General features: G+C 43.4%; 14 protein-coding genes and 1 pseudogene. 11 read left to right on the top strand and 4 right to left on the bottom strand.

Annotation, left to right across the window (positions count from 1 at the left end; genetic code table 11):
• The first annotated feature begins 102 nt into the window (after window positions 1-102).
• Window positions 103-1,611, top strand: coding sequence for a 23S rRNA (uracil(1939)-C(5))-methyltransferase RlmD (gene rlmD / locus AC0YNW_RS16295; RefSeq protein WP_475832822.1), 1,509 nt, complete (start codon window positions 103-105; stop codon window positions 1,609-1,611).
• Between the two features lie 129 nt (window positions 1,612-1,740).
• On the opposite strand, the gene AC0YNW_RS16300 is transcribed toward rlmD, so the two are convergent.
• Window positions 1,741-2,352: a flavin reductase family protein gene (locus AC0YNW_RS16300; protein WP_475832823.1), complete on the bottom strand. Its 612-nt coding sequence runs from the start codon at window positions 2,350-2,352 to the stop codon at window positions 1,741-1,743.
• Window positions 2,353-2,545: 193 nt separating this feature from the next.
• On the opposite strand from AC0YNW_RS16300, the gene AC0YNW_RS16305 reads away from it, so the two are divergent.
• Window positions 2,546-2,857, top strand: a complete 312-nt coding sequence (locus tag AC0YNW_RS16305) for a winged helix-turn-helix transcriptional regulator (protein ID WP_475833159.1) — start codon at window positions 2,546-2,548, stop codon at window positions 2,855-2,857.
• A gap of 62 nt (window positions 2,858-2,919) precedes the next feature.
• On the opposite strand, the pseudogene AC0YNW_RS16310 reads toward AC0YNW_RS16305, so the two are convergent.
• Window positions 2,920-3,501: pseudogene (locus AC0YNW_RS16310) on the bottom strand (PQQ-dependent sugar dehydrogenase); the annotation flags it as partial.
• On the opposite strand from AC0YNW_RS16310, the gene AC0YNW_RS16315 reads away from it, so the two are divergent.
• From AC0YNW_RS16315 to AC0YNW_RS16340, 6 genes are all read left to right on the top strand, one after another.
• The gene (locus AC0YNW_RS16315; protein WP_475832824.1) at window positions 3,478-3,633 is read left to right on the top strand and encodes a hypothetical protein; all 156 of its coding nucleotides are present in this window, start codon (window positions 3,478-3,480) and stop codon (window positions 3,631-3,633) included. The pseudogene AC0YNW_RS16310 and the gene AC0YNW_RS16315 overlap by 24 nt on opposite strands.
• A gap of 321 nt (window positions 3,634-3,954) precedes the next feature.
• Complete coding sequence (locus tag AC0YNW_RS16320; RefSeq protein WP_387470897.1) at window positions 3,955-4,491, top strand: SdpA family antimicrobial peptide system protein; 537 nt, start codon at window positions 3,955-3,957, stop codon at window positions 4,489-4,491.
• Window positions 4,476-5,429, top strand: a complete 954-nt coding sequence (locus AC0YNW_RS16325; protein ID WP_475832825.1) for a sporulation-delaying protein SdpB family protein — start codon at window positions 4,476-4,478, stop codon at window positions 5,427-5,429. The genes AC0YNW_RS16320 and AC0YNW_RS16325 overlap by 16 nt, the downstream gene beginning before the upstream one ends.
• A gap of 63 nt (window positions 5,430-5,492) precedes the next feature.
• Window positions 5,493-6,119, top strand: a complete 627-nt coding sequence (locus AC0YNW_RS16330; protein ID WP_475832826.1) for a sporulation delaying protein family toxin — start codon at window positions 5,493-5,495, stop codon at window positions 6,117-6,119.
• A gap of 157 nt (window positions 6,120-6,276) precedes the next feature.
• Complete coding sequence (locus AC0YNW_RS16335) at window positions 6,277-6,669, top strand: PH domain-containing protein (protein ID WP_475833160.1); 393 nt, start codon at window positions 6,277-6,279, stop codon at window positions 6,667-6,669.
• Window positions 6,670-6,827: 158 nt separating this feature from the next.
• Window positions 6,828-6,965, top strand: a complete 138-nt coding sequence (locus AC0YNW_RS16340) for a hypothetical protein (RefSeq protein WP_475832827.1) — start codon at window positions 6,828-6,830, stop codon at window positions 6,963-6,965.
• Between the two features lie 95 nt (window positions 6,966-7,060).
• Here the strand turns inward: AC0YNW_RS16340 and AC0YNW_RS16345 are convergent, their stop codons facing one another.
• Entirely contained in the window at window positions 7,061-8,488 is a 1,428-nt protein-coding gene (locus AC0YNW_RS16345) for a PQQ-dependent sugar dehydrogenase family protein (protein ID WP_475832828.1), read from the bottom strand.
• 276 nt (window positions 8,489-8,764) lie between these two features.
• On the opposite strand from AC0YNW_RS16345, the gene AC0YNW_RS16350 reads away from it, so the two are divergent.
• From AC0YNW_RS16350 to AC0YNW_RS16360, 3 genes are all read left to right on the top strand, one after another.
• Window positions 8,765-9,184, top strand: coding sequence for a DUF1259 domain-containing protein (locus tag AC0YNW_RS16350; protein ID WP_387470907.1), 420 nt, complete (start codon window positions 8,765-8,767; stop codon window positions 9,182-9,184).
• 52 nt (window positions 9,185-9,236) lie between these two features.
• Window positions 9,237-9,659: a DUF1259 domain-containing protein gene (locus AC0YNW_RS16355; RefSeq protein WP_475832829.1), complete on the top strand. Its 423-nt coding sequence runs from the start codon at window positions 9,237-9,239 to the stop codon at window positions 9,657-9,659.
• A gap of 377 nt (window positions 9,660-10,036) precedes the next feature.
• Complete coding sequence (locus AC0YNW_RS16360) at window positions 10,037-12,031, top strand: AraC family transcriptional regulator (protein ID WP_475832830.1); 1,995 nt, start codon at window positions 10,037-10,039, stop codon at window positions 12,029-12,031.
• Window positions 12,032-12,256: 225 nt separating this feature from the next.
• On the opposite strand, the gene AC0YNW_RS16365 is transcribed toward AC0YNW_RS16360, so the two are convergent.
• Complete coding sequence (locus AC0YNW_RS16365) at window positions 12,257-12,703, bottom strand: DUF1579 family protein (protein WP_475832831.1); 447 nt, start codon at window positions 12,701-12,703, stop codon at window positions 12,257-12,259.
• Window positions 12,704-13,918: the final 1,215 nt, after the last annotated feature.

Consider the following 13,918-nt stretch of genomic DNA (forward strand, 5'->3'; position numbering starts at 1 on the left):
TTGCGGGTTGGATGCAAGAGAACTGGCTGATGCTACCGTTGGGATTGGGGTTACGCTATGGTATAGTGGATGTACCAAGTGTGGAAACGGAGCGAATTCATCATGGCACGAATGGAAGACAAGAGAGCGGATCGCAATAGTGGCGAGAGACAACGGAAAGATGCGGGAGTCAAAGGAAAGCGTGCGTTTCATGAGGGGCATAGCGGCAGCAAAACAAAATCTGCACCTTCTCTAAACGCTCATTCGTCTGCCGATGAGGTGAAAGCGGGAGATCGTATTGTCGTTACGATCAAGCGCATCGGCATTAATGGCGAAGGCGTCGGTTATTACAAGCGGAAGGCGGTCTTCATCGAAGGAGCGCTGGCCGGCGAAGTGGTGAAAGCGCAGGTGACGAAGGCGGAGCGCGGCTATATTCAAGCTTCGGTGACTGAGATTGAGAAGAAGTCGCAGTATCGCCAGCAGCCCCCATGTCCGGTTTATGAGGAATGCGGCGGATGCCAGCTTCAGCATATGACGTACGAGGCGCAGCTTACGGCTAAGGAAGAGATTGTGCGGGAAGCGTTCCAGCGCTATGCGGGCATCGTTTCGCTGCCCATGAGGTCGATTCTGGGCATGGACAACCCTTGGGGTTATCGTAACAAGGCGCAACTGCAGGCGGGACGGCAAGGCGGAGAGATTGTGACCGGCTTGTATGCAGCCGGCTCGCATCGATTGGTCGATATTAGCGGCTGTGAAGTGCAGGACCCTATTGTGAATGAAGTAATTGAGGGAACGAAGGCGGTACTTGGCGAGCTGGATATCCCTATCTATAATGAGCGGACCCGTGAGGGAGCGGTGCGGACGATTGTGGCACGGGTAGGACGGGCTTCCGAGCATGTTCAGCTGACCCTGATTACAGCGGTGGATCGCCTCCCTGATGCCAGAAGGCTTGTTCAGCGCATTCGCGAGAAGCTGCCGATGGTGAAGACGATCGCGCAGAATGTGAATAAAGGCAAGTCGCCGCTTATCTTTGGCGAGCGGACGACTGTGCTATGGGGAGACGAGCGTCTGAACGAGACGCTTGGCGATGTGAGGTTCGCGCTGTCGCCGCGAGCATTCTTCCAGCTCAATCCGGATCAGACGGTAAAGCTGTATGACGCGGCGAAGGAAGCAGCTGCACTGACAGGCAAGGAAATGGTCGTCGATGCGTACTGTGGCACAGGCACGATCGGCATGTGGCTGGCGAAGGATGCGCGCGAGGTACGCGGTATTGAAGTTATCCCGGAGGCCGTTGGGGATGCGCGGGATAATGCCCGTGCAAGCGGTATCGACAATGCGCGCTTCTTCGAGGGACGCGCTGAGGAGCTCCTCCCGCAATGGGTTGCCCAGGGCGTCCGTCCGGACGTCGTTGTCGTCGACCCGCCGCGCACTGGCTGCGAATTGCCGCTCTTGCAGGCGATTGCGAAAGCGCAGCCGAAGCGGCTTGTGTACGTGTCGTGCAACCCTTCAACACTTGCGAAGGACTGCAAGGTGCTGCTGGATAGCGGATACCAGCTGGAATGGGTTCAGCCGGTGGATATGTTTCCGCAGACATCACATGTGGAGTGCTGTGTGTTATTAGTAAGGAAGTAATTTAACAGGGCCGCATTTACCTTCCATTAAAGATGAAAGAGCCTAAGTGCTGTCAGCGCTTAGGCTTTCCTTTAAGTTTTAGTCCTACAAAATAGAACTATCTCAGCTAGCAAAATGTTTAGGTACCTTTCACTCATATGCAAATGAAGGCGTTAGTCCGGCAAAGTCTCCTGCCAGACTAGCAAGCGGCTTCCACTTATCAGTAGCTATTTTATAGTTTCCTGCATAGATTGCTTCATCGATTTGGACGCATTCAACTTTTCCAAGCACTAGATGATCTACACCGACAGGAATGATCTGGTCTAACTTAAGTTCTATGGAGATCGGCGCTTCTAGCACTGCTGGCACATTCAAAAGTTTACCATTCTGGACAGTCACTCCTGCAAGCTCAAACTCATTTTTCTCCGGTTCTACATTAGCCGATGAACGATACATCGCTTCCCCAAGCGACTCCGGTACCATATTAATGATATATTCCTTCACTTCACGAATATTAGTTAACGTATCCTTAATGCTTCCCATTCGTTCATTAACGCCTGGTCCTATCGAGATCAATAGAGTAGGCGGATTTCTAGAAGCTACCGTAAAAAAGCTGAATGGCGCTAAATTTAAAATACCATCCTTACTTTTAGATGAAACCCATGCAATCGGTCTGGGAATCACAGAGCCAGTTAACAATTTATACATCTCATCCTCTCTCAAATCAGTTGTATGAAATGTGAGTTTTCGTTCTGTAGACAACGCTGCATCCCCTCCAACTATAATTGATTAAGTCATAAGTCGATTCTATAATGGTACTATTAAAGTCTTCTGAAATACTTATCAATCCATCTCAAATTATAAACTCGAATACAAATAAAACTAGTATGCACTTTTTTGATAGATACTTACTTGAAGGAGAGTAATGGTATTGCCTGATTTAAGTGATAATATTATGGAGCATAACAAACAAAGGCCATTTGACTTCACATTATCGTTAATCGGTGGCAAGTGGAGAATGAAAATCATGTATGAATTATCTTCCGATAAGATTTTGCGTTATGGAGAGCTAAAGCGGAAAATTCCTGCTATCACTCACAAAATGCTAAGTTCACAGTTAAGCGAACTAGAGAACTCTGGAATTATTCATAGAGAAGAATACCCTCAAATTCCTCCAAAAGTGGAATACTCCTTAACGTCAAAAGGAAAGAGCTTAATGCCAATATTAGAGGAAATGTGCAAATGGGGCGTAGCCAATCAAATATAAATAAAGGACGAAAGCCCGAGCAGAAAACCTGCCCGGGCTTTTTAAGTTTAGACAAGCGCTCCTTATGACCCCCATGGAACAATCTCGAATACAGTGCCGAGGTTAGAATCAGACACTTTCATAGAGCCGTAAACCCCTAAATACAGCCGGGTTTGATTCATATTGGTTCCTAGACCAACATAATAAGCAGCTTGTGAGCCGAAGTTATAATCGGTTTCAATCACAGAGTAATCATTTGGTCTGCAATCCGCTTTGACCTTGGTATACGCCAAAACTCCCCTAGCAGGAGCATGAGAATTTGCTTGTTTCCGGGCAAGGTCGGTAAACACGACGCTCCCCCTTAAATCGGGGATTTCATTCCCGCTATAGGCTTGAACGCCTGTTAGAGCGATTCCTCCAAACTTGTCGGGGCGGGGATCTTCATGATAATAACTGGTTAAAGGCTGTAGACGCAGCGCTGAAGTTTTTAAGGCTTCATCGTAATAGGCAATGTTTTTCTCATTCAACATCGCGTTTGCGGGACAGTCTTTTGGCACGGAAGTAGGCAAAACGCCTTCCCACCCTCGCCAGCCAAGGTTGATACATTCCTCTTGGTCAAACTCAGACCCCATGATAGAAGCTTGAACAACGTCAGTAACCGGTATCTGAAATCAACGAACGACGATATTCGCCTGCGCGTCATTTGCAACTTCTTTCGCGCCGACCGGACGCTGGGCATGAAGCTGGCTGAGGAGCTAGGCGCCGATATCGGTTCATTTATCCCGCAAGGCATCTGATCTTATAGCTGTTTTTTCGACTCGGGAGGATTGAGAATGAAGGCTGAATGGAGAAGAGCATAGCAGTAATGAAATGCGAGCGCGCAAAATTTTGCGGAAAATACGAATCAATTTTTCGGTGCCAAAATCAATATCTTATGCAAAAATTATACATGGTAATTGAAATGTTATTTAGGATAAAATGTAAATAAAAGTGTAGTTAAGGGATGTTGCGTATTCAAAAAACTGTCAGGTTATATTTGTGTAAAAATATTTTTCAATTAAATAAAGTGTTGAATTTTATGGAGTGGAATTTGTTTATTAATATATAGGAGGTTTTGGATGAGAAGCTCCTACTCATATGCATTGACGCTAATAGGCTCATTTACTTTGGTAATCACACTATTCTTTTATGGCTTGCAAAATGCCCTTCCGGTAAACCCATTGGAAAATATGAAAATATCGGCTGTGTTTAAAGCATTTCCGCAAGGATGGGGTTTTTTTAGCAAGAATCCTCGGGATGAAGTCATTGTTATGCTTGATTCTACCTATCGACTCGCGCCTAATTGGCCTAATAACACCTGGAGTAATGCCTTGGGTTTAAAAAGGTATGGGAGAACTCAGGGAATTGAACTTGGCTTACTTTATTCAAATGTACCCGAGGGATTGTGGGAAGTATGCGAGACAGATTTGGCTACTTGCACCAAAAACGCGGATGTCCATTTAACTATACAAAACACAACACCCAATCCGGCCTTTTGTGGTGAATTCACTTTAGCTATGAGAGAAGTAGTCCCTTGGGCTTGGGCTGACATATTAACTCCCGAAGAAATGCCGTCAAGGTATGTAAAGGTGGTATCGAGTTGCTCAATAAATTAAACAATTTTGCATACGACTGGGCAAAGGCCAAAAAGCCGTGGACAAATGTCTATGGATTGGCTCGATCGTTAATTGCCTTATCTACCATGTTTACTCTGTTAATGAATGAAGTATCTACCTTTTTCAAACCGGTTGCCGGAGTGGCGGAATTTCCGACTTGCTCCATATATAAGATTAGCTTTTTTTGTTTGGCTCCGAACGATTACTCTTCATTGAATGTAATGAAGTGGATCTTAATTTTGTTATTATTAATAATTGCCTCCGGATGGCGTCCCAGATTTACCGGGGTGATACATTGGTGGATCGCATCATCCATCCAGAATACGGCTGTAACCCTTGATGGCGGGGAACAAGTAGCGGTTGTTCTTACACTGTTGCTAATACCTGTAACTCTATTGGATGGAAGAAGATGGCACTGGTTGCCTGCAACCGTTCCAGAAAGGCCTTTGAAAATCCAAGCCACAATAATAGCGAGTGTATTTCTTATTGCAATCAGGATTCAAATGTCAATCATTTATATGCAAGCGGCTATTGCAAAAGTGAAAAATCCAGAATGGATTGACGGAACAGCGCTATATTATTATTTCTATGATCCGATGCTTGGGTTAAACCCATTTTTGAAAAGAATATTTGATCCAATTCTGAACTCGCCATTAGTCGTTCTTCCTACCTGGGGAACTATTGTGCTGGAGTTACTGCTGGGCGCGGGAATTATAGCGAATAAAAAATACAAGTTGCTTTTACTTTTTTCAGGGTTTTCTTTACATATCGGCATTGCCGTAATAATGGGACTTTACAGCTTCTCGCTTATTATGTGCGCTGGTCTAATCATTTCCTTTTATCCAAGCGAACGAACTTTTTCATTTTTTCGAAAAAGGGTGAAAGCGGCTACATTCAACAACAAAGTAGCAGTCATAGAACAATCTGGTGAATTGTAGCTTATATTAATAGTTATAATCGACAGCCAAAATAAATCAAAGAAAAGGAAGGATAATAAACCCATGAAGAAAATGTTGATTTTCTTCCTTGCGCTGGTAATTGGTACTGGCTTTAGTTTGCAAGGAAACTCGACTGCAGTAGCAAATGGGAAACTTGCTATTTTCACTGGTGAGCAGCTTTTTGCAGGGTTGTTTTTCGCTCAAGGTGAGGTTGCAAAGAGGCTTTCGCCAACATTGTATTCCAAAGAGTTGCTTGCCGCTGCAAATACGCCTGAGGCGCTGTTAGCGGCAAAAGATGTAATAAACAAGGTGAAAACGCAAGACGCTCAATTTTTCTCGTATTTTAAAAGTGCAATAGAGTCCAAAAACCCGCTGCAAATTCAAATGGCCTTCGAAAGAGGGGGAGAATTGCTGATCTCTATTTATAAAGAAATGAACTTGCAGGTAGACCTAGCGGAATTTGAACCAGGATCGGCAACTGGTCAATGTCTAGTGGTGGGACTCGTAGCTTTATTTTATGCCGGTGTGGTCGCTCAGGTTGCGGCTGGTCTTGTATACGTGGTGGGCGGAGCCGTTTATTTTTATGCGGCAGCCGTACAGAAGACTCATGGGGCTGTAAACAGTATAGGTGAACCTCGCGGTAACCTGAGTAACGAGATATTTATTAAGAATGTTGTAACCGCTCTGTAGTTACAAAGTTTAAAATGGCGGTCGATTATAACAACCTTTTTCCAAACGCCTACTTCAATTCCGGTTTATAATTGAACCTGCTTCATTACAGATTGGAGTGATTTTTATTATCTTCAAGAGCAAGCGCGATATTTCATATAACATATTGTTGACGTTGATGATATTGATTCTAGCTCCAATTGTTGTCCTTCCTATACTCAAGATTTTGGAGAGCGGTCAATTTTCAATTGTACATTCTCTTATATCCCTTTTTGGAATAGTACTAATACCGGTAATCTTAGGCATATATTTCGGAATCCGTTATCTGTTTGAAAAAGAAGCATTGGTTGTGCGAACTGCCTTTATAAAAAGCGTTATTCCATACACTTCGATTATAAAAGTGCAAAAATCTGTTGAGTTATGGACGGGATTTCGCATTTTAAGCTCGCGGGACGCCATTACGATATTCCATAAAAATGGAGAAGTAAAAATCTCGCCTGCAGACAAAGGGGCATTTTTAAAAGAAATACACAAGCATTGTCCCCAAGTGAAATTAGAAGTAGACCTTTGACAGCAGGTAAATCTGAATCCTGTTCATTTTCGGAAACATGGATTGAAACTAAAATGATTTGGAATGTAAAAATGAGATGATATACAAGAGGAACCAACTGCCCAAATACGGGCAGGGGTTCCTTGTTTGTTTAGACTCACCTTTCCAATATGGAGGGTATGGAGGTAACAACGACGCGGTCCAATCCGATCGTACAGATTGACGCGATTTTCTACCTGCTTTCGTTCGGCATGATAGTACCGTGGCGGTTGGCTATGGTGGGCAATTATTTGCGCTTGCGGAAATTGGAGGCTTAAGCGCTAAGTTGGTCATACTACCCATTACCGAATCAAAAGGGATAATACCATTCTCTTGAACGAGAGGGTATTTTTTAAGTTTAGACAAGCACTCTTTATGACCCCCATGGAACAATCTCGAATACAGTGCCCAGGTTAGAATCAGCCACTTTCATAGAGCCATAAACCCCTAAGTATAGCCGAGTTTGATTCAGATTTGCTCCTAGTCCAACATAATAAGCAGCTTGTGAGCCGAAGTTATAATCGGTTTCAATCACAGAGTAATCATTTGGTCTGCAATCCGCTTTGACCTTGGTATACGCCAAAACTCCCCTAGCAGGAGCATGAGAATTTGCTTGTTTCCGGGCAAGGTCGGTAAACACGACGCTCCCCCTTAAATCGGGGATTTCATTCCCGCTATAGGCTTGAACGCCTGTTAGAGCGATTCCTCCAAACTTGTCGGGGCGGGGATCTTCATGATAATAACTGGTTAAAGGCTGTAGACGCAGCACTGAAGTTTTTAAGGCTTCATCATAATAGGCAATGTTTTTCTCATTCAACATCGCGTTTGCGGGGCAGTCTCTTGGCACGGAAGTAGGCAAAACGCCTTCCCACCCTCGCCACCCAAGGTTGATACATTCCTCTTGGTCAAGCTCAGACCCCATGATAGAAGCTTGAACAATTTGAGTAACCGGGATCGGTTGATAATGAACGAATGAAAAGACGGATTCTATCAGTTCCTGTCCGACATTTCCTACGTATTTCACATACTTATTATTGAACCTTTGATAGGAAATGCCCGGTATATTTCGTACTCCTTTGGCGATGACCGTAAGCGTCTCCTGAATAGGCACGGGCAGCTCATTAAACCGTGTAACGACGGGCGGAGGTTCAGTAAATGCATGCATGGCTACATCAATTTCAATGATTTTACCTGCGATCTCCATCATATTTTGGCTTAAATTAAAAGGGTCATAGGCTGATCCGCCATCTCCGGTCGTTAAAACAAGTCTTCCTGTTTCAGGTGAAAAGTTTAAGCTGTTGACACCATTATGATTTAAAAAGGGCCTTCTTATATGGAGTAGTGTACGCCGCATTTGAGGTTGCCCGTTCAATGGAAGAATCCATTCTTCGACGGTATCGATATGGTCGTATTGTTGCTCCCTATCTGTCCACTGTAGGTTTAAAGTGCCAGGATCGCACGGGTTAGGTTTAAAAGATTCGGAAAAAGCTGCTGGACCTTGGGTTCCAGCTACTGAGTAATGGAGGTAGAACAAACCGTTATAGTAAAACTGGGGATGAAAAGCTAGACCTAATAGTCCGCGTTCGTCGTATCCGCCACTGGTGCCGCCTAGTTTTAAGACTTGCTGACGTATATTTGCAAATGTCCCGATCACTCCGTGTCTCATGTAGAAGATCTCTCCGACCTGGGTTGCAACAATGATGCTTTCGACCGAGTCCCCTGGAAAGATAGTTGTTTTTATAACCGTTGGCATATTGATCCTGTTAACAATAGGACGTAGACGGACTTTAACTTTTTTCAACTATATACCCTCCCGGTTGTCGTTATCATTAACAGCGTATGATAAATTTAGTTGATTAGACCGGGAATAGCTCTACTGCAAAGCCGACGAAATTCAGGTTTTTCCTGATTTTTCGCTCGGCTTTTTCTTTTTGGGGGAGACCTGCGCGGACTATACGGGGCTAATAGCGTGATTGGCCTAAAGTTACATCTTATACTTGTACCGTGGTGTTTTACCCATACACCTTTGCCGCTTTGATCATAAGCTATCCCGAAAAATAATTTGAGGAGGCTTTATATGGCTGCAAAGGCGAGCGTTAGTCCTCGATTTAAAAGACTTTGTACCCAATTCGGAAGAATTCTGGGCGGTGAATCGGAAGTTGAGGAAGGTCCGGTTTGTTTTGTCATGCGAATGACAAACTTAAGAGCGACGATCCTGAGAAAAAGAACGCGCTCCCCTTTGGTTCAAATGCAAATGTTTTCGTTCGAATCGCTTGATAAGTCGGGTCGCGCACTTTGTTTGGGCGAGACGGCTGTACACCAAAATCAAGTTAATCGATTGTTGTCCAATCTTCGTAAACGTGGAATAAAAGTGACGGCGCTTCACAACCACTGGCTGAATGAGACTCCTCGTTTAATGTATGTGCACTGGGAAGCCATTGAGAATCCGATTGTGTTTGCTAAAAAATCCAAGGAATCCATTGCATTCTTGGGTTAATGCGGCTTAGCGATGAAACTATATTCATCATATTACGAAAGGATGATATCTTGTGGCAGCTCAAGTGAAAGCAAGTCCTCGTTTTAGAAGGCTATGCAACCAATTCTCAACCATTTTAGGCGGAACAGAACATGAAATTACAAAAGGTCCAGTTTGTTTTGTTTCTAGAAATAGAGTATTTAAGGCAAAAATATTAGGGAGACGCACCACATCGCCAGTCGTTTTTTATCAGTTATTTTCGTTTGAATCGTTGGACAAATCGGGCCGCGCGCTCTGTTTAGGGGAAACGGCCCTCTTACAGAGTCAAGTTAATCAATTGCTGTCCAACCTTCGTAAGCATGGGATCAAAGTAACAGCAGTCCATAACCATTGGCTGTTTGAGAACCCGCGTATTATGTATATCCATTGGGAGTCGATCGATAATCCCATTTCATTTGCAAGGAAAACGAAACAATCTATTGCATTCTTAGGTTAATTTGAAGTTAATGCGGATTGATTGCCCTCTCTTTAACGAGAGGGTTTTTTTATTTATTGGGAGCGGAAACGCAACGGGTTTAAATTTTGGGATTATTACTAGAAAATAGACTATTTCATGCTTGATATTAAAGAGAACGTCCTAAATTGGGCGTTCTCTTTTTGACTGACTTATGATTAGCATGAGCGTATTAGAACTCGTGCTTTTGTGTTTTTTTAAAGCCAAATAAATCGAAAGAATGGCATAGGATGCCTTTATGGATGATGAAGGATAGGCTGTAAAGCAGAAGATTACTAGGAAAAATCAATTCGGATTTGATAATCATTATCATTTGGATTACCATACAATTAGGGTATGGATTGAAGGAGTGAAGGTAGATGTCAGAGGATATGAATTTCACTAACCACTTTACAAAAGAGATGATTGATATAGCTGTTCGGCTATGGGCAGGCTCATCCATTTCATTAATAGATGTTCGTTACAAGTTGATAGATCCGGACAAGCCGATCCAAAATTACAGGATGCCGACTAGTATGCTGGTGTATACCTGTGGCGGAACGGCTAACGTAAAACTGGATCACACACGATATCAATCCGATCGGTTTGGTATTTTTCATGGAGGGAAAGGGACAGAACTATCGATTCATCCTACAGGCAAAAGTCTTGAGACTTACATGGTGCTGTATAGAGCAGAAACTCCGCCATTTTACAAAAGAGAAATGTGTCGCTTATTAGACAATATAAACCCGTTTGTACAAGTGTATGGCTTCTCACCAGGGAATCCCATTTTTTTGATGGAGAAGTTTTTGATTATGAAAGACCGCTGGAATCGTGAATCCGTGTTAAATCAATTTTATTCAAAGATCGTACTGTATCAGATTATCTACGAGATTTACAATGAGCTGGAAAAGGGGGATATTCTCTACTTCCAGCCTGATTATGTAGTTTTCGTCAAGAAATATTTGGAACAACACTTTAGTGAATCAGTGTCCATTCAACAACTTATTGAAATGCTGCCTATTAGCAGAAGCCAGTTAGTTAGGCTTTTTAAAAAACGTGAGGATAAAAGTATTCAGGAGTATTTGAATGAGATAAGGTTGGATGCGGCTAAGCGACATTTGCAATACACCAATGCTACTATTCAGGAAATTGCTGCTGGGTGCGGTTTTGTGGATGGACTGAATTTAATCCGTATGTTTAAAAAATACAATCATATGACACCGAATGAGTACCGGACAAAAATGATAACGAATATGGACGTTAATGATATTGATAATGATTACCAATATCATTACAGTGAGAGGAGACTAAATCAATTAGTCGAATCTAGCAGAAATGAGGAGTTATTGATGTTTGGAAAGAAAAGAAACAGGGAAATGATATTGGCGGCTGCCATGAGCTTGATGTTGTTGTTATCGGCGTGTACATCGAATGCGCCTGTGAATAATGGAGCGGCGGCGAGCACGGCAGACACGACTCGGACAATATCGAATGCTGAAGCTACAGGGACCGAGGTTGTGACACAGCAAACGAGAATGGTGAACACCTTAAAAGGAGAGGTGGAGGTACCAGTTAATCCGCAGCGGGTCGTTGTCCTGTATTTGATGGGCGATCTTCTTGCTCTAGGAATAAAGCCCGTTGGTATCTCTACTCTGGTGGGAGGAGATGATGCTGCAATCGCTAGCGAATTGGATGGTATCACCACTTTGGGGGATGGCCAACCGAGTCCAGAAGCGGTGATTGCCCTTGACCCGGATCTCATTATTGTTACAACGGATGAAATTTACAACAATCTGAATAAAATTGCCCCTACTATTTACATACCCTATGACTTGCCCGTGGAAGAACGTATGGAAATTCTCGGAGAAATATTTGGCAAAGAAGATCAGGCTAAAGGGCTTATGGATAACCTTTATGAGAAGGTGGAGCTAAGCAAGCAGAAGCTGCAGCAAGCCGGTATCTTGGATAAAACCGTCACAATTATGGAAAGCAACAAAGGTTCTATGGCCGTAATGGTGGGGATGGGCTATGGACGGGGGTCGCAGATCATTTATCAATATTTGGGGCTGAAAGCACCTGAGATCGTGCAGCAGGAAATAGACAATTCCAAGAATGATGCAACTAGCATGGATGTCTCCTATGAAGTGTTGCCTCAGTATGCTGGTGATTATGTGTTCCGCTCTGCCTTTGAAGGAATGGCGGATTTATCAGATAACCCCATTTGGAATAACATTCCGGCAGTGAAGGAAGGGCGGCTTATTGATATGAGCTTTGGCTTGTTTTTCTACAATGATATCTTTTCGTTAGAAAAGCAGCTTGACTTTGTCGTGGATAGCTTGCTGGGCATTGGGGAATCAAAGAAACTCCAATGAGCGAAATACTTGTAGAAGGTTTATGTGCTTGGAGGACATTTTGAGCTAGAACTTAGAAAACGATGTTAACAACGATTTGTTTGCGTGAAGAAATCAGGACCTGCGGAAGCATTTATGGGCAAAACTTTCATACGCTGCAATTCGAAATGCCGCTGTCATCTATTAGTTGACGGCGGCATTTGTATCTGACCTAGTATCCCATAGACTGTTTGAATAGCGAGCCGCTTAGTATTTCGTCAACAGAATATTCATCCACTTTTTCCACTCGGCACCTTCTTGCGCAAGTTCCCAAACGCCCGCCAATGTCCGTCCATCTTCCCCAAAACTACCTCGGAAACGTTCGGTCGATCCGATTATGGTCCATTCGCGTTCATGCAGCTGTGCCTTGTAATTGGCGACTACCCCGCGATTGTCGTATGACGTCGTCACATACTTGCCGTCTTCTTCGTGAAAACCGATCATTTCTATTGCTTTCACTTCGTCTTCTCCCATACGGCCATCCACATGGTGGATAAGGAAGAACTCTCCCGGAAGCCACTCGTAAGTATCGATGGCATTCAACTTCACGGACGTTCCATTCGGTGCTTGGATCGTGCCTTCCGTTTTCCACTTGCCAATGAACGGTTGCAGACGTTCCATCGCTGACTGGGCGGTCAATTGTTTGTCATCCATTCGCCTCTCCCTTTCCATCAGAATAGTCCCAATATAACATGCTTTTGGATATCGCATTTCTTTCCGATTGCGATGTTATGCATCGTCAAATTCGATTCCGCGCTTTACAGAAGCGGAGATTTTAATGCTACTGATTGGAGTAAATGGGATGAACAAGCTCGTAGTTTCTACTATTTTAGCTTACTGAATAACACAGCGCGGATAACCGTGTCATAATTGGTGGTAAAGAGAAGCGTTTCTAAAAAGAGGTCAAATACGGTTGACTTTAATATAGATAGAGTCTCCACCAAAATGTCTGAAAACCCTTATTTAGCAAAAGGTTTTCTTTTTTTTGTGAAATTAAGGTGATTTATGAGAAAACAATAGAGAAGAGCCACGAAGCGACAGGGCCTGTTCTTTTGTCACGAATCGACATTCAAGCAGGGCATTAGAAGTATTTCATATAGGACTAAGGGCACTTTTGTTTATTCTATGTTTATTCTCGTATTGTACAATGATGCCGATGCCTATCAATTGAGGATCGAATCTCACTGATAGATGTAGAAGAGACGGTAGTTCGAGTTTACAATATGCTGCGAAGGAGACTAGAAGATGACTCGAAAGAGGATAAGAGTTTTAAAAGGAATTTTTGCGGGATTTCTCGTTTTGGTTATGCTTTTGCCTGATTTTGTTGTTGGAGGACAAAGGGCAATGGCAGCGTCGCTGACCTTGGCGGATCCTAGCCTCAATATTTATCCAGACCTTTCAGTACAGTCATATCCCCCGAATGGTAACATACGGATAAGCACTGGGAGTGTAGTTGGAGATAGAGAAGACAGTAATCCGGAAGATATCGGAGATGAGAGATATGTCTTTGATTATTGGGAGACCGATAATAATGGCGGCATGTCAAACAAAGAAAACCATGGGATATTATGGTTTACCCTAGGCAGTACCTTAGGAATGTATGATTTGAACTTTTACTTCAAAAAGCAAGTATGGGACGGCAGCGACTGGGTGGATACCGGCGATGTTGATATGAAAACAACCCATTTTCTAGTATCAAATTGGCCGACTTTAGCCAATGTATCAAACGTTAAAGCTGAAGTCGAGCCTTCATCGACAATAAACAGCGGCTCATCTTTCACGTTAGTTGCTGAAGGAGACCGTCAGCTCGCAGAAGGAATATCACATCTTGATCAGAAATTTATTCCAGATAAATGGATATCGTCTGAA

The sequence above is a fragment of the Paenibacillus sp. J31R120 genome (genome assembly GCF_056269225.1).